This is a genomic window from Streptomyces sp. NPDC111656, from assembly GCF_055656965.1.
This window is the reverse complement of the sequence record NZ_JBVKCA010000017.1, coordinates 17,556-35,544: the sequence shown is the minus strand read 5'-3', so window position 1 is coordinate 35,544 and position 17,989 is coordinate 17,556. Positions and strand designations below refer to the sequence as shown.

19 protein-coding genes and 1 pseudogene are annotated in these 17,989 nt (G+C 67.9%); 8 read left to right on the top strand and 12 right to left on the bottom strand.

Features of this window, described 5'->3' with window-relative positions:
* Positions 1-42: 42 nt before the first annotated feature.
* Complete coding sequence (locus tag ACZ7M3_RS37930; protein WP_472069598.1) at positions 43-195, top strand: hypothetical protein; 153 nt, start codon at positions 43-45, stop codon at positions 193-195.
* Positions 196-290: 95 nt separating this feature from the next.
* A complete protein-coding gene (locus ACZ7M3_RS37925; RefSeq protein WP_472069922.1) occupies positions 291-1,355 on the top strand; it encodes a patatin-like phospholipase family protein in 1,065 nt (354 codons plus the stop codon).
* 232 nt (positions 1,356-1,587) lie between these two features.
* Here the strand turns inward: ACZ7M3_RS37925 and lpdA are convergent, their stop codons facing one another.
* The 8 genes from lpdA to ACZ7M3_RS37885 all read right to left on the bottom strand — a co-directional run bounded on the left by lpdA (position 1,588) and on the right by ACZ7M3_RS37885 (position 10,812).
* Positions 1,588-2,985, bottom strand: a complete 1,398-nt coding sequence (gene lpdA / locus ACZ7M3_RS37920; RefSeq protein WP_472069596.1) for a dihydrolipoyl dehydrogenase — start codon at positions 2,983-2,985, stop codon at positions 1,588-1,590.
* A 51-nt stretch (positions 2,986-3,036) separates the two neighbouring features.
* Positions 3,037-3,735, bottom strand: coding sequence for an SDR family oxidoreductase (locus ACZ7M3_RS37915; RefSeq protein ID WP_472069594.1), 699 nt, complete (start codon positions 3,733-3,735; stop codon positions 3,037-3,039).
* A 403-nt stretch (positions 3,736-4,138) separates the two neighbouring features.
* The gene (locus tag ACZ7M3_RS37910) at positions 4,139-5,080 is read right to left on the bottom strand and encodes a D-2-hydroxyacid dehydrogenase family protein (protein ID WP_472069592.1); all 942 of its coding nucleotides are present in this window, start codon (positions 5,078-5,080) and stop codon (positions 4,139-4,141) included.
* A 565-nt stretch (positions 5,081-5,645) separates the two neighbouring features.
* Positions 5,646-6,845 (bottom strand): hypothetical protein, encoded by a 1,200-nt coding sequence (locus tag ACZ7M3_RS37905; protein ID WP_472069590.1) that lies wholly within the window; start codon positions 6,843-6,845, stop codon positions 5,646-5,648.
* 270 nt (positions 6,846-7,115) lie between these two features.
* Positions 7,116-7,904: an enoyl-CoA hydratase/isomerase family protein gene (locus ACZ7M3_RS37900; protein ID WP_472069588.1), complete on the bottom strand. Its 789-nt coding sequence runs from the start codon at positions 7,902-7,904 to the stop codon at positions 7,116-7,118.
* Positions 7,905-7,936: 32 nt separating this feature from the next.
* Positions 7,937-8,830, bottom strand: coding sequence for an alpha/beta hydrolase (locus tag ACZ7M3_RS37895; RefSeq protein ID WP_472069586.1), 894 nt, complete (start codon positions 8,828-8,830; stop codon positions 7,937-7,939).
* Positions 8,831-8,890: 60 nt separating this feature from the next.
* Complete coding sequence (locus ACZ7M3_RS37890) at positions 8,891-10,075, bottom strand: alpha/beta fold hydrolase (RefSeq protein WP_472069584.1); 1,185 nt, start codon at positions 10,073-10,075, stop codon at positions 8,891-8,893.
* A gap of 8 nt (positions 10,076-10,083) precedes the next feature.
* On the bottom strand, positions 10,084-10,812 hold the full coding sequence (locus ACZ7M3_RS37885; RefSeq protein ID WP_472069582.1) for a flavin reductase family protein: 729 nt from the start codon (positions 10,810-10,812) through the stop codon (positions 10,084-10,086).
* A gap of 77 nt (positions 10,813-10,889) precedes the next feature.
* Between ACZ7M3_RS37885 and ACZ7M3_RS37880 the strand changes: the two genes are divergently transcribed.
* Together ACZ7M3_RS37880 and ACZ7M3_RS37875 are read left to right on the top strand one after the other, a co-directional pair.
* The gene (locus ACZ7M3_RS37880) at positions 10,890-11,339 is read left to right on the top strand and encodes a 2-dehydropantoate 2-reductase N-terminal domain-containing protein (protein ID WP_472069580.1); all 450 of its coding nucleotides are present in this window, start codon (positions 10,890-10,892) and stop codon (positions 11,337-11,339) included.
* Between the two features lie 95 nt (positions 11,340-11,434).
* Complete coding sequence (locus ACZ7M3_RS37875; RefSeq protein WP_472069920.1) at positions 11,435-12,031, top strand: maleylpyruvate isomerase N-terminal domain-containing protein; 597 nt, start codon at positions 11,435-11,437, stop codon at positions 12,029-12,031.
* Between the two features lie 234 nt (positions 12,032-12,265).
* Here the strand turns inward: ACZ7M3_RS37875 and ACZ7M3_RS37870 are convergent, their stop codons facing one another.
* On the bottom strand, positions 12,266-12,718 hold the full coding sequence (locus ACZ7M3_RS37870) for a MarR family winged helix-turn-helix transcriptional regulator (RefSeq protein ID WP_472069578.1): 453 nt from the start codon (positions 12,716-12,718) through the stop codon (positions 12,266-12,268).
* Positions 12,719-12,780: 62 nt separating this feature from the next.
* Between ACZ7M3_RS37870 and ACZ7M3_RS37865 the strand changes: the two genes are divergently transcribed.
* Positions 12,781-13,149, top strand: coding sequence for a VOC family protein (locus ACZ7M3_RS37865; protein WP_020549970.1), 369 nt, complete (start codon positions 12,781-12,783; stop codon positions 13,147-13,149).
* Between the two features lie 60 nt (positions 13,150-13,209).
* A pseudogene (locus ACZ7M3_RS37860) lies at positions 13,210-13,410 on the top strand (ISL3 family transposase); the annotation flags it as partial.
* Between the two features lie 450 nt (positions 13,411-13,860).
* On the opposite strand, the gene ACZ7M3_RS37855 reads toward ACZ7M3_RS37860, so the two are convergent.
* On the bottom strand, positions 13,861-14,718 hold the full coding sequence (locus ACZ7M3_RS37855; RefSeq protein ID WP_472069575.1) for an MBL fold metallo-hydrolase: 858 nt from the start codon (positions 14,716-14,718) through the stop codon (positions 13,861-13,863).
* Positions 14,719-14,980: 262 nt separating this feature from the next.
* On the opposite strand from ACZ7M3_RS37855, the gene ACZ7M3_RS37850 reads away from it, so the two are divergent.
* Positions 14,981-15,829 carry an MBL fold metallo-hydrolase gene (locus ACZ7M3_RS37850; protein WP_472069573.1) on the top strand — a complete coding sequence of 283 codons (849 nt, stop codon included), beginning with the start codon at positions 14,981-14,983 and terminating at the stop codon, positions 15,827-15,829.
* A 152-nt stretch (positions 15,830-15,981) separates the two neighbouring features.
* Entirely contained in the window at positions 15,982-16,587 is a 606-nt protein-coding gene (locus tag ACZ7M3_RS37845) for a CGNR zinc finger domain-containing protein (RefSeq protein WP_472069571.1), read from the top strand.
* 84 nt (positions 16,588-16,671) lie between these two features.
* Here ACZ7M3_RS37845 and ACZ7M3_RS37840 read toward each other — a convergent pair whose 3' ends face one another.
* Together ACZ7M3_RS37840 and ACZ7M3_RS37835 are read right to left on the bottom strand one after the other, a co-directional pair.
* On the bottom strand, positions 16,672-17,325 hold the full coding sequence (locus ACZ7M3_RS37840; protein WP_472069569.1) for a hypothetical protein: 654 nt from the start codon (positions 17,323-17,325) through the stop codon (positions 16,672-16,674).
* A gap of 232 nt (positions 17,326-17,557) precedes the next feature.
* The gene (locus tag ACZ7M3_RS37835; protein ID WP_472069567.1) at positions 17,558-17,785 is read right to left on the bottom strand and encodes a hypothetical protein; all 228 of its coding nucleotides are present in this window, start codon (positions 17,783-17,785) and stop codon (positions 17,558-17,560) included.
* Between the last annotated feature and the right edge of the window lie 204 nt (positions 17,786-17,989).

Sequence of the window (17,989 nt, the reverse complement as noted above, 5' to 3'; positions counted from 1 at the left end):
CAGGTCGGGCCTCGAAAGCCACTGCGGAGAAGGACGCCATCCGTGAACTCCGCAACCACCACACAGACGTTCGCCGAGGAAACCATCACCGCCGACATCGCCGCTCGGATGGTCCCTCTCTGCCGGGGCTGGGAGAACCGCTGCACGCTGTGGCACTCGGCCACGGCCGCCGTCACCCGCAAGATCGGCCAATAGCGGCCGCGCAACACCGTGTCGGCGCGCACGCCGCGCCGTTCCCGATCCTGTGGGCAGATCCCGCCCCCGAGCAGTCCCCTGGAGCCGTGACAACGATGACGACGACCGCCACACCTGCTGCGGAGACAGAGCCCGAGGGGCCGCACCCGGTCTGGCGCGTGCTCACCGAGCGCGCACAGGCCGACAGTCGGCCCGGCGCACGCGCCGAGGGGTACCGCGTCGCACTGGCCATCGAGGGTGGCGGGATGCGCGGCATCATCGCCGGCGGGATGGCCCTGGCGCTGCACGAACTCGGCCTGGCCAATGGCTTCGACGCCGTCTACGGCGCCTCCGCTGGCGCCGCGTCCGGAGCGTGGCTGCTGAGCAGCAGCCCGCAGTCGCTGCGCTTCTGGGCGCACCCCCGCTACGCCAGAACGGCGATCCGGCACTCGAACCCTCTGCGCGGGCGGCCACTCGTAGACCTGTACGCCTTCTACGAGGTGCTTTACCGCTACGGCGACCAGGACTTCGCGCCGATGGACTTCGCCTCGATCCTGGCCAGCGATATCGAGTACCACCCGCTGGCCACCGACGCCGCCACCGGGGAGTCCACCGACCTGCGGCCCTTCATCGGCGACGCCGCGGAGTTGCGCCTGGCTCTGCGGGCCAGCGCCGCCCTGCCGCTCCTGGCGGGCGACCCCGTGATGCTGCGCGGGCGCCGGTTCTACGACGCGGGCATCTCCGAATCCGTGCCCTACCGAACCGCGCTGGCCCAGGGTGCGACCCATGTCATGGTGCTGCGATCCCGGCGTGCGATCGACGCGGCGCGCCCCTCGCGCTCCGCCCCGGTCATCGCCAGGACTTTGCTGCGCCGTGAGCCTGAGGCCTTGCGCAGGGTGTTCCTCGACCGCGAGGCGCGCCTGGCCGAAGACGACGCCTCCCTCGCCCACCACCCGACGATCGTCTCGATCCGCCCCGCCCCGGGCACACCGCCGGTCGGCCGCCTGGCTCGGCAGGGCGACCTCCTCGAAACCGCACTGGAAGCCGGGCGCGCCGCCGTCCGCGAGGCTCACAGTCACCTGAACCGCCTTCAGCCCCACGAAGGCACTGTCGATGGTCGACAGCGTGAGTTCGACGTCGTCGGTGAAGGCGGATGCGAAGTCGTCCCGGGAAGCGGGTGAGGATCGCCCTTCACTGCTCGCCGGGCTGAGCCGCGTGGCGAAGCGCCGGCGGTCGGCATCGGTATGGTCGCCGGTCGTCTGGTCGGCGGCATGCAGGCGATTGCCGACGCCCGGACCGAAGTCCTCGCTGACGAGCCCAGAGCGTGAACCGCAAGTTTCGAGCGACCAGGATCACTGGGAAACGTCACGACAGAGGCAAACTCAACGCTGAAGGCAGGCTAGTACCGTAAGTTCACAGGTTGATCATGTGGCCGGCGAGGCCGTGGAGGGCGTCCTGGACCGCCTCACTCAGAGTCGGATGTGCGTGGACGTTCCTGATGAGCTCGGTCACCGTCAGGTCCCATTTCTGAGCGAGGGTCAGCTCCGGGAGCAGCTCGGTCACGTCCGGGCCGATCAGATGGGCGCCGAGCAGTTCGCCGTAGCGCGCGTCACTCACGAGTTTCACGAAACCGACCGTGTCGCCGAACCCGTGTGCCTTGGCGTTGGCCGTGAATGGGAACTTCGCCACCCGGACGTCGAAGCCCTGGTCACGGGCCTCGCTCTCCGTCCAACCGAAGCTGGCGATCTGGGGCTGGCAGAAGGTCGCGCGGGGAACCATCCGGTAGTCGAGTTCCATCGTCTCCACACCGGCGATGCTCTCCGCGGCGATGACACCCATCGCCTCGGCGGCGTGGGCGAGCATCAACTTCGCGGTGACATCGCCGATGGCGTAGATGTGCGGCCGGCTGGTGTGGCAATGGCCGTCCACGTCGATCGCACCGCGGTCGGTCAGCCGTACCCCCGCGGAGGCCAGCCCATAGCCGGCCGTACGCGGCTGGAAACCCGTGGCTTGCAGGACCCTCTCGGCCTCCAGGACCTCTTGTTCGTCGCCCTGCCGGACCACTACACGGACACTGTCCGCGGCCTCTTCGATGGACTCGACGCGGGTGGAGGTCAAGACGCGGATTCCCTGTCGCTTGAACCGCTTGGTGAGCTCAGCCGACACCTCCTCGTCCTCCAGCGGTGCGATCCGGCCGAGGAATTCGACCAGCGTCACCTCGACACCGTAGGACCGCAGCAGATAGGCGAACTCGACGCCGATGGCGCCTGCTCCGGCGATGATCAGGCTGGAGGGAAGGCTGTCGGAAAGGATCTGCTCTTCGAACGTCACGACGCGCTTGCCCAATGTCGTGCCGGGAAGCAGCTTCACGGTCGCGCCGGTGGCGATGACGCAAGAGCGGAAGGAGAGCGTCGCCTCGCCGTCGCGCAGGCGCACTTGCATCGTGTGCGGGTCGATGAAGGTGCCCTTGCCCTCGAACTGGGCGATCTTGTTCTTGCGCATGAGATAGCCGACGCCCTTCGCGCGGCCGTCGGCCACCACCCGGCTCCGCTCGTAAGCGCTGTGATAATCTAGGCTCACGTCCCCGCTGACCTTTACGCCGAACTTCGCCGCGTCGTGCAGGATCAACTGTGCGACCTCGGCGTTGCGCAGCAGCGCCTTGGCCGGAATGCAGCCGATGTTCAGGCACACCCCGCCCCAGAAACGGCCCTCCACGATGGCCGTACGAAGCCCCAGCTGCGCGGCGCGGATGGCAGCCACATATCCGCCGGGGCCCGCACCGAGGACGACGACATCGAAGTCGGTGTCCATTCCAGCTCTCCATTGGTGTCGGATGGCCTGGGGTAATCCCCCCGTCGCTGTTCAGGGCGCTGGATCCAGGAGCTCCACAGGGCCGGACAACGCCGCGCGCACCCGGCGGGAGACCTCGTCGACCAATACCTCGGGCACGTCGCGGCTGATCGCGTCCATGGTCTGCGACGCCACCTCCGCAGCCGGCACCTTCGGCACGTCGAGACCCACGGTGGCGTCGGTGTCCACAAGGCCCACATGCACCCCGACGACCAGCGTCCCCTGCCGTCGCAGACCAACGCGCAATGCATTGGTCAGCGACCACTCGGCAGCCTTCGACGCCGCATAACTGGGCCACCGCTTGTTCACCCGCCACGACGCCACCGACAGCATGTTCACCAGAGCTCCGCCGCCGTTGGCCGCGAGCACCGGAGCGAAGGCCCGCGAGACCGCCCAGGTGCCCAGGTAGTTCACCTCCAGCTCGCGCCGCGCGCCCGCCAGAGATCCCTCCAGCAGGCTCGGCCCGGCCTGGATGCCGGCGTTGTTGATCACGATGGTCGCGTCGGACGCCGCCACCGCCGCAGCCGCGATCTGGTCCTCGTCGGTGACATCGAGACGCAGTGTCTCGACCCCCGGCTCCCGGACGCTCTCGGGGTCGCGGACACCCGCATACACCTTGGCTGCGCCCTCGGCGAGCAGAGCACGGGTGAACGCCAGCCCGATACCCCTGTTCGCGCCGGTCACCAGCGCGACCGATCCTCTGACCTCCATGGCCGGACACCTCGTTTTCGTAAGTTTCCGCCGTGCCGAAAGAACCGCGGGCCCCGTATCTGGAACTCTGCGAGCCCGTGGCGCCCCTTCCTAGGAAGCAGTCGCGCGACCAACACAGCCCGAACACCGGCGCCGCTCGCCGTCTGACGAGCAACCGGGGACTCAACCCAGGGTTTCGCATCAGAAACGGCACCGCATCATGTGGGGCACGTGGTTCCGGCGCCTGCTGCGCGCAGGGGCCGAGGGTCAGCTCCAGTTCGGATCCGGCAACCTCATGCCCGCAGGAACAGCGCAGCTCCCGGAACTGCCATGACCGTTGCGGGGCGGCTGGCCCAGGACGTCATCGGTGCCGACCGGGACCGCCGGTAGTGCTTCAACACTCCGGCTGCAGCCATGTGCACCGTCAATTCAGCGTGCGAACAGGCGTCCCGGCATTCCATGCGGCGATGTCCTCGACCGCGTCCCGATAGAAGACCTCGTACAGATCCCGACTTACGTAGCCGATATGAGGTGTCACCACAGCGTTGTTGAGTGAACGCAGAGGGTGATCGGCAGGTAGGGGTTCGCGATCGAAGACATCCAGCGCCGCTGAACCGATCCTCTTCTCGGCCAACGCCCTGAGCAGCGCCGCCTCGTCCACCACAGGCCCGCGCGAGGTGTTCACCAAAATCGCCGTCGACTTCATGAGGCCCAGTTCGCGCTCACCGACGAGGCCTCGAGTGCGCTCACTGAGTACTACGTGAATACTCAATACGTCGGAGCGCGTGAACAATTCGTCTCGCGACACGTATGTCGTTCCTTTCGCCTGCGCGTCCACGGGTGTCAGGTTCTTGCTCCAGGCAATGGTCTGCATGCCGAAAGCGCGTCCAATCTCCGCTACCGCAGTCCCCAATCGTCCGAGGCCCAGAACTCCCAGAGTGGCTCCCCTGAGGCTCGACCCCAACCCCTCTTGCCATCCACCTCGGCGAACGGAGGCCACCTGCTGTGGGATCAAACGTGCTGCGGAAAGAATGAGCCCCCAGGTGAGTTCGACCGTCGGGTACGAGAAATACCCCGTACCGCACACGGTGATACCCGAACGGTGTGCGGCATCCAGATCGATTGCCGCGTTGACCGGCCCGGTGGTGACGAGCAACTTCAGACGTGGCAATCCATTCAGGGTTGAGGGCGGAAAGGGGGTCCGCTCTCGCATCGCCACGACTACCTCATACTCGGCGAGTGCCGTCACAACCGCCTCCTCGTTTTCGAAGGCTTCAGTGAAGACATGCACCTCGGCGTGGAGCGAATCCCAGTCGGCCAGGCCCAGCGCAACGCCTTGATAGTCGTCCAGAATCGCGATTCGCATGCGGAATCCTCCCATTTTTGCCACGCGGTCGTGTCCAGCCGCCCGCGGGGGAAGGAGGCGAACGGGCGTCCGGAGAAGACCGATCCGGTAGGAAGAGCGTGTTGTGACGGCACAGGGGTCAGACGTTTCGACGCATTCCAGGTTCGCACGCTACGGACCATCGCGGCCGGAGCGTGAGCGGCAGTCAGCCGCACTGACGTCATCCGTAGGTCCGTCCGGGTCGTGGCAGTTACCAAGGGCTGACGAGGGCGGCGCCTACCTTGCCGGGCCGTACCACGTGCTCCACGGCGTAAGCCGGCTCGCCGATGCCGTACGTCGCGGCGACGTCGAACTGGTCGTGGAGCGCCAGCGCGATCCGCTTCGAGGCGGCGACGCGGGATGCCCGCCTCTCCGCGCCGGCCTCGGACTGCCCAGCGGCCGACGTCCTTGCCTCGCGGCGTCAGCGACTTGTGCCCAACGTCGACGCGTGCAGAGAGATGGGCCCCTCGGCAGATGTCCGCACCTGACCGGGGCGGGTGGGCGTGCTGATGGTGCCGTGGCGTTCTCCTCGTTGTTGTCACATCGGTCAGACGCAATCGGACGAAGCTTTCAGCATCGTGTCGGGCTCTTTCGGCGGCATGGTGAACGCCGGGTGCCGTGTGGTGCCGTCGCCTGGTGCGGAGTGTCGTTCGTCGGTGTCGGCCCAGTGGGTTGTGGGTGTGTGGTCGGTGGTGGCCCGGTGTGGTGTGGGGCGGTCTTCTCCGGACCGGTGCGGGGTCGGAGCGGTCTGGGGCTGGGGCGTTGCGGGGGCCGCCGGGCGTTGTTTGGTGGTGCGGAAGGCCAGCAGGACTGCGGAACCCGCGGCCCACAAGATGAGCGTCGCGAGCGGGGCGAGGACGTGGGAGCTCTGGAAATAGCTGAGGTCGGCGATGGCGCGGACGGCGGCGCCGGGGGGCAGCAGTGCCGACACGGTCCGGGCTCCGCTGGGCATCAGGTCGGTGCCGATGGTCGCGCCGCTGGTGGAGTTGCCGACGGTCAGCAGCAGCAGGGTGGCGAGGGGGATACCGAGGGGGCCGACGTAGGTGGCCAGCATTTTCGTGGTGAACGCTGCGGCGGCGGCCAGCAGGGCCAGGACGAAAGCGAGGGGGAGATACGGTGCGGGGACGGCGCCGAGGATGGGGCCGGCGATGGCGGCCGCGACAAGGCCCGACGCTGCGGCGAACACGGCCATCAGGGTGAAACGGTGCCGCAGATGGAGCAGGCTGCTGAGTCCCACGACGTTCTGGGCGAGGGCGAAGCCGGAGAGGGTCACCCCGAAGGAGACGTAGAACCCGGCCAGGCCGCGGGCGTCATACCGGTCGAGCGGCACGATGTCGGAGACGCTGAGGTGCTGGTCGGCGCCGTGTGCGTAGGCGGTGACGAGTTTGGTGACCGCGGTGGTCGTGGACAGGCCGTTCGCGCTTGCGACGTCGAGTTTCAGGTCCTTGCTGTGGGGGCCGGTGCCGAGCGCGGCCACGATGTCGCGGTGGCGCAGCGCATCGAGTGCCTCGGTGCTGGAGTCGGCGCGCCGGACGTCGATCGAGTCGCCCAAGGCCTGCTGGACCTTGTTCGCCAGCTGCGGTCCCGTGACCGCCACCGGGATCCGGTGTGGCTGGGGGTCGCGCATGAGTCCGACGTAGCAACTGACGAACGCCGAGACGATGACCAGGCCGATCACGAACGGCTGCAGCCAGATACGGATGGGCTGGCGGCGCCTGTGATGCGGGGGGTGGGGCTGGGGATGCACTCCGGGTTTCTCCATGACTGGTGGTGGCTCGCGGCCGGCCGGCCGGGACGGGCAGGCGCCCGGGGCGACGTGTCGGCGCCGTGCACTGTCGTACCGGTGCCGTGCTGCCGTGCTGCCGTGGTGTCGGGGGCCTTGCGGCCGGCCCGGCACACGCCGTGGCGCGGCCGCCCTGCCGGACCTCGGTGCCGGGGCTGTCGGCGGCAGAGGGGCGCGGTGCCTGGGGGTGGGGTCCTGCGATCTTCTGTGGTGGTGAGGGTGGGCCCGGGCCGGTCAGCGGCCCTGAAAGTCGACGGCGGGCCGGGGCTGCTTTGCCTTGAAGGCCTTGACGGCTGAGGCGAGACCCTTGTTGACGTCGTCGGTTTCGAACAGTGGCATGGCGATGTCGAACATCGCCTCGTCCGCGGCGGAGACGCCTCCGACGGCCCAGGCGCGCAGCAGGGCCTTGTGTGCGGCGTAGGCGCGAGTGGGTCCCTTGGCTGTCTTGCGAGCGAAGGCGGTGGCCTCGGCCAGCAGGGTGTCGTCGGCGACGACACGGTTGACGACACCGGCGTCGGCCATGACCCTGGCGGGCACCTGCTCCGAGGTGAGCGCCCACTCCGCGGCGCGTGCCCGGCCCGCGCGCTCGGCGACCCGGTAGATCCCGCCGAGCAGGGTGACGATGCCCAGAGTCTGTTCGGGGTGGCCGAAGCGGGCCGTCTCGCCGGCGAAGATCACGTCGGCGCGGAGCGCTAGTTCCAGACCGCCGCCGAAGCACAGCCCGTGGACGGCGGCGATCACCGGCAGCGGGAGCCGCTCGAGCTGGTTGAAGACCTGCATGTAGCGCTCGAAGAGGGTTCGCAGTTCGCGTACGTCCGTATCCGGCCAGTCGACGATGTCGCCGCCGAAGCTGAAGTCCGGGCCCTCGGCGCGCACCAGGACCGCGCGGGCGTCGCTGTGGCCGATCGCCTCCAGCGCTTCGGCGAGGTCGGTGGCCATCTGCGGGTCGATGCGGTTCTGCGGCGGGTTGGTCAGGACCAGCGAGGCGAGGCCGTCGTCGATGGAGTAGGTCAGATGGGGCATGGTTCGTCCTTGCACTCTGTCGGGGGCGCTCGTCAGGAGAGGTGCCGGCGGAACCAGTCGAGGGCGCCGGTGCTCGCCTGGTCGAACTCGGTGGCGTACGGGTCGAAGTGGCCGCCGGGGATCAACTGCAGCCGCTTGGGCTCCAGGGCCTGCTCGAAGGCCGCGAGCCCCGTGTCGGTGAGGGTCACGGTGTCGTTCGCGGCGACCACCATGAGCAGCGGCGTGGGGGAGATCCGGGTGACCCAGGTCCCGGGCTCGTACATGCGGGCCAGCCGGTTGGAGCGGACCGTGACCTCATTGGTCCACACACCCTCCGGTACCGGCTGGAGGTAGAAGTCGATGGCTTCCTGCGTGCGGTAGGAGGCTGGCACGGCCGGGTCGTCGCCGACGACGGCCTGGGTACGGGGAGCCTCGCCGCGGGCCTGGGCGCGCTCGTCCTCGTCGAACGCCGCCTCCAGCTTCGTGACCGCTTCCGGCGCGATGCGCCGCCGCCCCTGCTCGAAGCCGCTGATGGTCGGCACCTGGGAGACCACGGCGCGCAGCCGGCGGTCGGTGGCGCCCAGCACGATCGCGTGGCCGCCGGCGTAGCTGGTGCCCCACAGGCCGATCCGGTCGGCGTCGACCTCGGGGCGGCTCTCCAGGTAGGAGATGGCGCGGCGCCAGTCGGCGATCTGCCGCCAAGGGTCGATGTCCTGCCGGGGAAGGCCGTCGCTGGCGCCGAAGTTGCGATGGTCGTGCAGCAGGACGACGAAGCCGGCCTCGGCGAAGGCCCGCGCGAAGGGCTCCAGGCCGTGGTCCCTGACCCCGGCGTAGCCGTGGGCCATGGTGATCGCCGCGTGGGGGCCGGGACCGTCCGGCAGGAAGAGCCAGCCGCGCAGCGTGACCCCGCCGTCGGCGTCGAATGCGACATCCTCGCGCTGGACCATGGAACAACCTCCTCGGTTCGACCGGGGCCGGGCCCTGGCCGGAATGGTGGAAACGGGGGCTCAGCCCCGGTGGAAGTACTCGGCGTCGAGCACGCCGTTCAGCCTGCGGCCCAGTTCCGCGGAGAACCGGTGGACGGCACCGAGCGGCCGGTGGTGGATGGCGGCCCGGACGATCTGCCCGTCCGCGTTCTTCGTCAGGATCGTCACACCGTTGATCTGCGTGCCGCCGAACGCGGTGGCCTGCCACTCCAGGTAGCTGCGCTCACCGCTGACGGTCTCCTGGGTGAAGACGAGCGAGTCGTAGATCGTGCTCGCCGCTGCCATCACTTTCTTGACGTGGTCGCGGCCCTCGACCGTGCGGGTGAGGGCGCTCGCCTCCAGCGTCACGTCGGCGGCGAACGCGTCGCTGAACGCGTTGGCCGACTTCTCCTCGAAGGCGTTGGTCCAGGCAGACGCCCGCACGGCGGGCAGCGCGCGGACCAGGAAGTGATCGAGGTGGCCCGCGACGAGGGTCGGCTGCTCCAGGTGGGCCCAGTGTCCGGCCTGGCCGACCACCACGGTCTCGGGCGCGGCGAACCGCGGCGCGACCCCCCGGGCGACCGACTCGTCGGTGACGAAGCCGTCGTCCTCGCCGCGCACGATGAGCACGGGCCCCGAGTGCCGGCTGGGCTGCTCGCCCGCCGGGTGCCCGTTGTTCCAGCAGTCGGCGGCTTCCCGGACGGTCTCGGGACGCATCCGCGTGCCGCTCACCACCAGCCGGTCGAGGTCCGCCTCCGCCAGCGCGGCCGACAGTTGCGTCCTGACCGCGCGCTGTGCGTCGCCGTCACCGCCCAGGGAACGGAAGGTGTCCATCACCTCGTCGGGCTGCCGGGTGCTGGCCAGCGGGACCGGGGTCACCAGGACCAGACCGAGAGCCCGGTCGGGGCGCTGTGCGGCCACCAGCTCGGCCACCCCCGATCCCAGGCTCTGCCCGACGATCACGAAGGGCTTGCCGAGGGCGTCGGCCACGGCGCCCACCTCGGCGGCGAACCGGTCGTAGGTGAACGGCCCGCTCGCCTGCGTGCGGTCCCCGCTCCCGGCCAGGTCGAGGGTGACGCATTCGATGCCGGGGGTGGTGAGTTCGCCGATCAGGTCGTCCCAGACGTACTGGTCGTCCAGGAAGCCGTGGACGAACACCACAGCGAAGTCTCCCTCGCCCTGCCGCCGGAACCGCACATCGCTCGTTCCGACCCGCTCTGTCCTCATTGCCGCGCTCACTTTCCGGGAGCGACCCTGACCTCGCCCGAGGCGGACCATTCCTTGGTGTTGATCGGGGACCAGTCGGCGGGCCGTCCGTCCAGACGCTGCATCCGCCGGTCGTGCCGGGCTTCGAGCAGTTCCTTGTCCACGGGGGTGGTGAAGACGTTCTCGACCAGCGTGTACTCGGCGGCCAGGCGTCCCACGGCCGGGAGGGCGGCGGTGTCGATCCGGCCCCGCTCCAGGTAGAGGTCGTCCCGGACGTGGAAGCGCACCACCCGGCCCCACACCACGTGGTCGACCATGTCGTCCCCGACCGGGATGATCCGGTCGACGACGCACTCGAAGGAGATCGGCGCGTCCTTGACCCGGGGTGCGCGCACGACCTCGGACGGCTCCTTGCCCAGGTCGAGCGCCTCGAACTCGTCCACGTCCGGCTCGAACCCGTACGCCGAACCGTGCATGGCGTCCGCCTGCGGCAGCGTCACCAGGTTGGTGACGAACTCGCCGGTGTCACGGATGTTGATGAAGGTGTCCTTCAGTGTGACGCCGTCCGCCTGCGGCTGCAGGGTGATCGAGACCATGGGCGGCTTCCTGCCGACGGCGGTGAAGAAGGAGATGGGCGCGAGATTGGCCACGCCCTCGGTCGACACCGTGCTGACCCAGGCCACGGCGCGCGGAATGATGCTTCCGATCAGCAGTTTGTACGCGTGGGTGGCGTCGAGTTCCGCAGCGTCAATGATCATCGTCAGACCTCCATCGGTGGGAGCACGGCAGGGGGACAGCGCTGCACGCCGTACGACCACTGCCGAGAGAGCGGCTCATGGGTGGCGCCGGAGGGAGGGGGCGCTGCACCTCGAGCTCCCGTTGGAAACAAGCGTATGCCTTTTGGCTATGTCGCGCAAGTCGGACATTATGGTACCTGACTGCCACAATGGGAAAGCGCAAGAACGTAGCTGTGTCGCAGTTGCCTCTGGCGGTAGCGCGGCAGCGTCCGCTGTGGCGACGCCCCGAGCGGGGTTGGCCGTTGAGGGTCCTGGTGGTGGGTGCAGGCGCGAAGGGCGGATACTTCGGGGCCAGGCTCGCGCGGGCCGGCCGGGACGTGACCTTCCTGGTGTGGGCCGAACGCGCGCCGCTACGGCCGGAAAGCGACGTACCCAGCCCTCTGACCAGCGAAGTTCATCCGATCTGCGCAGACGCGACCTCGACCGTACCGAGGACGCGGAGCGCGTTTGAGGTCTACTTCCGCGCCGGTTCTGGTTGGGCAGCTTGATCGGCATGGATCGGGGGCGGGTAGTTGAAGCGTTTCGGCTTGAGGCGGGGCAGCTCGCGCAGGCGATGACTGGGGTTTCGGCGGCCGAGTGAGGTCTGCCGACTCGGTGTGCACCGTGGAAGGTGAGCGACTTGCTGGCTCATGTTCGGGTGGTGATTGCCTGGCTGCCGGGCATGCTGGCCGAGCCGGCGCCGCCGACCTGTGCCGAGGTCTCGGCAGTGGAGTACTACCGGCCCGACGACCGTTTCGCTCCGGGCACCAACGCGGCTCGGATCGCTCTGGCCCAAGATCATGCGGCCGAACAACTCAGTGGTGCCGCACTTGCCGACGACTTCAATACCACTTGGCAAGAGGTGGACCGACTGTGCCGGGCCGAGCCTGAAGGGTGTGTGGTCCGCACCCGGCACGGCGATCCGATGCTCCTGTCGGAGTTCCTGCTGACGCGCGTGGTTGAGGTCGCCGTGCACGGCCTGGACCTGGCCGACGCCCTGGGGTGCGAGCCGTGGCTGACTGCCGAGGCCGCAGATTTGGTGCAGGGTCTTCTGCTCGGCCCGGATGGGGCAGCGACACGGGAGAAGCTGGGCTGGGGTCAGCTTCGCTTTCTGCGCAAGGCGACGGGGCGTGAGCCGATCACCAGGGAGGAAGCATCGGACGTCAGCCGCCTGGGTATCCGATGGCTCACGCTGGGTTGAGAACGTCGCCAACTGAGGCCACCCAAAAGGCGGTTCTCGATCGCGTCCTCATGGCCCGGGACGAGGCCGGGGAATATGGCATTGCTTCTCCAGACCCCTGGCCAGCGAAGTTATCAGGCTCATCGCAGAAGAGGGTGCAGTCGGGGTCTGTCGGTTTTCGAGATCGACGGCACGGATTTTCACGCTCGGCTGCACTCCTGTCCGGGCGCGACGAGACGTGCGCCGGGGAACGAGCTATGCACCGTCGTTGCCATCGCGCAGGGAATGGATCATGCTCTGCAGGATCCGGAACGCGCCTGACTGCTCGGTCTCCGTCATGCCGGCCAGCATTCTGACCTCGACGGACCGGACCGCTACGGTCGCTTTCTCGAGGCTCCGTCGGCCGCGAGGCGTGAGCCGCGTGGGAAGAACCTTCCCGACGGGTGCCTCCGCAGGCCTGGTCACGTAGCCGTCTCGTTCCAGTGCCTGGAGCAACACGTTCATCGACTGCCGTGTCACGAACGCGCCCCGCGCGAGCTCGGAGTTCGACAAGCCCGGTCGTTGGGCCAGCAGCTCGAGGCAGGAGTAGTGCGTCACGCTCATCCCGAGCGGCCGCAGCACCTCCTCCATGGCTGTGCGGAGGACGCTCGACGCCTCTTTCAGCAGGTAGCCCAGTGACGTCTCCAGGTCGACACCGTCTTGATTCATGTCAGCATTCTGACATAGGTTGCCTGTGTCAGAAAGCTGACACGAAACGAAGGAGCATCATCATGCCCGCCACCGGCCCCGACTTCATCTCACTTCAAGCGCGCGACCTCGACGCTTCGCAGGCGTTCTACGAGCAGTACCTCGGCCTCGTCCGCTCGCAGGCCGGACCTCCGCACGCCGTCGTCTTCGAGACGAAGCCGATCGCGTTCGCACTCCGCGACGTCGTTCCCGGCACCGATCTCGCATCCGTTGCTCAGCCCGGCATCGGTGCCGCGATCTGGCTCCACGCCACAGACGTCCAGGCCATTCACGATGCTCTCGTTGCCGACGGTCACACCATCGTCTCCGCACCGATCGACGGCCCCTTCGGCCGGACATTCACCTTCGCCGACCCCGACGGCTACCAGGTCACTCTCCACGACCGCGCCTGATCGGCCAAACGCCACCGGACGATCACCGATCCCCGAGGACCGCGGTCGCGCCCTAGGGTCGTGCGTGACGCTACCTTCTGCCCTGCTGACCTGACGACGTTCTGCTGGCTAGATGACCTCGGCTTGGAAGTGGTCGGCCAACAGCTGCATCCCGGCCACGCGGTGTTGTTCTGTCGAGCGGTCGACCCTGATGACTGGTGCCATGCCTGCGGCTGTCCGGGGGTGTCGCGCGACAGCGTGCTGCGCCGACTGGCGCATGAAGCTGTGCGGAGCGTTGATCTCGGCCAGTTCGAGCGTGGCCTGCCAGGAGGTCATGTCGGAGAAGCGGCCGAGATCGGCCTCGGGGACGAGGGTTTCGTAGTGCTCGCGGGCCGCGGCGTAGGGAGTGGCGAGCCCCACGACAAGCCGCCGGGCGGCGTGGTCGATGACGTCGGTACGCGTGGTCATCTGAAATTCCTCCGGGAAAAGGCAATCGGGCTCCTGCAGAGCGGGGCGGGGAAATTCGAACGCCGCCTTCCACGTCTCGAGGTCCGCAGCCCGCCGCGTGGCCTGCCGCGGCGACGAAGCTGCGGTGTCTGTTGTCGACCTTCGACTTCCTGGCCTGGTGGACCACCCGGATTGCGTAGCGTGAAGTTACTCAGGTGACCGGCGTTGTCCTGCCGGCACCGTTCGTGTCAGCCTCTGCACTGTCGCCACGACGGCTCTTCCTGGTCACTTTCCCAGTAGCCCGACCGCTCCGTACCACACCGGACCTGGGTTGAGCAGATCCGGGTAGAGCCCTGTCATCCGGTCGAAGAACTCGCGGGCAGTCGGGCTTTCGTCGAGCAGCCGGATGGCGTCCAGCAGGTACTGCCGGGTTCTGTCGAGAATGGCGGGATCGTCCGGTAGATCTTTGTTCTTGTGGCCGGCCACAACCGTGCGCGGCTCGAGCGCGGCGACGCGATCGATGGCCGCAAGCCATTTCTGCAGGCCGCCATTGCCGCCTTCGAGGATGTACTGGTGCACCCCGTTGTAGGCGACATCGCCGGCCACTATGAGGCCGATGGACGGTACGTGCAGGACGGACGTCTCGTCGGTGTCCGTGTGCCCGACCTCGACGGCCTGGATGAGGTTGCGCTCCAGCTGGAAGCCGTCGGCGGGAATGGGCTGGGCCAGAACCGGGCTGTCGGGGATGAGGCCGGGGAAGCGCTTGTCCCACATCTGTTCGCGCCCGTCGGTGGCCTGCTGGTGCATGACCTCGATGGTGCCGCGGGTCGCGTAGACAGTGACGCCGGGGAATCGCTTCACGAGTTCCGCGGTACCGAACCAGTGATCGCCGTGCCCGTGGGTGGAGTAGATGTGGGTCAGGCGCCTGCCGGACCGCTCGACCCAGTCACCGACCTGTTCGGTCTGTTCACGGGTGAAAGGCGGATCGACCAGGACGGCGTCCTCTTCCCCGAAGATCAGCGTCGAGGTCAGGGGTGAGGAAACGAGCCGGTCACCGTTCGGCAGACGTTCCTCGCCGGCCCGGGGTGTGCCGTCCGAAACGAAGGTCTCGTACTCCAGAGAGCTGGGCGCGGATGCGGTCATGATGACTCCTCCCTGAGGGGCAACGTGCGGCCCGCGCGGTCGTCTGGCCACGTACCTGCCGCGGCGGACCGCTTGCACAGCGAAATTCAATGCCTACACAATGACGACTATGCGACATAATCATACACGCATTGACTCTGTCGTTTAGGCGAGTTAGTTTCGGCTGGAGAAGTACGACAAGCCAGGCAGTATTCGCGGGTATCGACATGGCTGATCGGTTACAGCTCTCTCGTAGCTGCCTCTGAGTCCCAAGGAAGCGATCATGCCCGGAGCGCAACTGAGCTGGAGTGTCCACGTGGCGCCGTCGATCCCCACCGAGATCGCGGACCTGCCGCCCGACATCCCCCGGCGCATGTGGTCGCCCATCACGGCCACACTGATCAAGGGCGAGCGGGATGCGGTGCTGGTCGACGCGTTGATGACCGCGGAGCAGGCCGACCGGCTGGCCGATTGGGTGGCGGCGAGCGGCATGAACCTCACCACGGTCTTCGTGACCCACGGGCATGGTGACCACTGGTTCGGGCTGGGCACCCTTCTTGAACGCTTCCCGGGAGCGCGCGCGGTGGCGACGCCGGCGGTGGTGGAGCAGATGAAGAAGCAGATGGCGCCGGAGTTCGTCGCGTCGTTCTGGGACAAGCGCTTCCCCGGCCAGATCCCGGACAGGATCGTGGCCGCGGAGCCGCTGGCCGGCGATCGGCTGGAGCTGGAGGGCCACGATCTCGTAGTCGTGGGACTCGGGCACACGGACACCGATGACACCACCTGTCTGCACGTGCCGTCGATCGGCCTGGTCGTGGCCGGAGACGCCGTCTACAACGATGTTCACCTCTACCTCGCGGAATCGCCCGCCGAGGGCCGCCGAGCCTGGCTGGACGCGCTCGACATCATCGCGGCATTGGAGCCGGAAGCGGTGGTCGCGGGACACAAGAACCCCGATCGTCCGGACGACCCGAGGGCAATCGCCGAGACCCGGCGCTACATCCACGACTTCGAGGCGGTCGCGGAGCGGACCGCGACCACTCTCGACCTGTATCGCGGCATGCTGGAACTGCATCCTGGCCGAGTCAACCAGGGCGCACTGTGGGGCTCGGCGAGGTCCGCCAAGGGCTGAGCGGCACAGCCTGCGTGGGCGAACCCGTCGGGCCCTGCGCGGAACTTCGGGAAGCCGACACTCGTCATTCGGAGAGTTACACTTTCAGACGTAATAAGTAAATAGGCTATGGACATGTTGCTGTAGCTGCCGTCACCGAAAGAGATCCGCGAATGTCCTGGACTGCGACAGCCCGATACGGCCTGGAGCCCGCCACGGGCGGGCTGGCCTTCGTGCAGGATCTGCTCAACACACTGTCCGCCGGCAAGCCCCGGGAGCCCGACCTTCTGCAGACCGCTGAGGGCGCCCGTGCTTGGCTCGACCAGGCGTTGAAGAGCTGGAGTGGCGTGTCCCGCCGGCCCGCACCCGGCATCGAACTGACAGCCGAGGACGTGCAGGGCCTGCGCGACTTCCGTCATGACCTGGGTCAGAGCCTCCACGCCCAGCTCGGTGACTCGGCGACGGAGCCCGGCCCGGCGGCTTCACTGATGACCTTGCCCACCGCACTGCGGCTCGATGAACACGGGGCCATCCATGCCGAGCCCCGCGGCACGGGATGGCGGCAGGTGGCGTCACTCGCCCTCATCGAGGTCTACCAGGCGCAGTGCACCGACACCCTGCGCCGCCTGAAGTCGTGCCGAAACACGCGTTGCCTGGTTGCCTTCTACGACCGCTCCCGCAACAACAGCGGCGTCTGGCACGACGTCCACGTCTGCGGCAACGCGGCCAACCTGCGCAACTATCGTGCGCGCAAGCGGGCCGGCGCCGACCAGGTCTGACAGCCGGCCCTCCGGCGAGCAGGGCTTGCCGTCACTCGGATGCGCTCCTCGGCGAGGAACCAGGGCTCCGCTTGGCTGGTGCTGTCAGGAGTAGTGGACGTCGCGCAGGTCGATACTGACCATGAGGTGATCGCGGTCGGGACGCCCGTCGGACCGGCGGAGGTACGCGCGACGCCTGGTCGGGAACTTGATTCCGTCTGCTTCATCGATGTCGTAGACGTACTGCGCGGCCGCGAAGCCGCCGGCGATGTCAACGTGGTAGTCGTGGCGCCTGAGCAGACAGTCGTCCCCGAAGTAGAAGTCCTGCACGGTGCTGTGGCTTGCGATGTCGTCCGGGAAGGTGACCCGCAGATGACGCCATCGCTCAGTCGGCGACTCGTTCCACGGTTCCGCCTCCTCTACGCCCATGCCGTTCATGGTCGCGAAGAACGGCGTGGTGAGGTACGTCCATAGGGCGTAGCCGTTGAAGTAGGCGCGGTCCAGCGGATCCCAGGGCGTTTCCAGGGTGTGTCCACGGAACGACGCTCGTGGATGGAAGCGTTCGGCTACGACGGTGCCGTCGGCGCGTTCGATCGCGATGCGGTCGGGTGTGAAATCTGAGCGCTGTTCGGGAGCCCCGAAGGGGCGCACTGAAGCGTGTTCCTTGTGCATGTCGACAGTCATCCGGCGCGGCTGGAGGTCCTGGGGCAGGCCCTTGGCCGCAAAGAGCTCTCCGTCACTGACGATGGTGGCAGTCACGGTTGCGAGCCGATTCCATCGCTCCGTGCCGCCATGAGCCTTGAGAACTGCTGAGAGCAGGTTGGTCACATCTCCTCCAACGGCCGGCGAGCTGGGTGCTCGGTTCGCGCCTCACGGAGCCTTGAAGGGCCGGAGTTCTTGGAAGGGCCCGGAGTTCTTTGATGCCGAGGGCTCTGCGACTCAGCGGACTGGTTTGTGGCAGCGCCGGGACCGCCCGGACGAGCCCTGCCTGTCAGGTGAAGTATGCGTCTTCGACGTCGATCGCGAGAGAGCTGGACTCGCGAGCCCGGGTCCCGGGTACGACGATGCCGTCAAAACGTCGGTGCAGCGAGACGTAGTGCCAGAGCGCCTCGCGCTGCCGATCGGGCAGCTTGGGGAGCTGGGTCAGGTGCGGGCTGAGCAACTGGTGCAGTGCGGCGAAGCCCAGCTCGGCCTCGGATTCCGCGGCGTCGAAGCGCATGTTCCCCTTCTGGCCCTGTGGCGGTCACCCCTGCGCACACATTCGCACGGGCTATGTGCCCCACGGGATCCCTCGGCCCCGCGCGACGGGCCCGACTGCCGACGGCGGGGGTCCCCTTGTAGCACAGATATTGGCTTTAGTGTGGACGAGTGCTACGATCGAGCTAAAGCACAATTCCGTGCCTTAAGGAGTCGGTATGGCGCC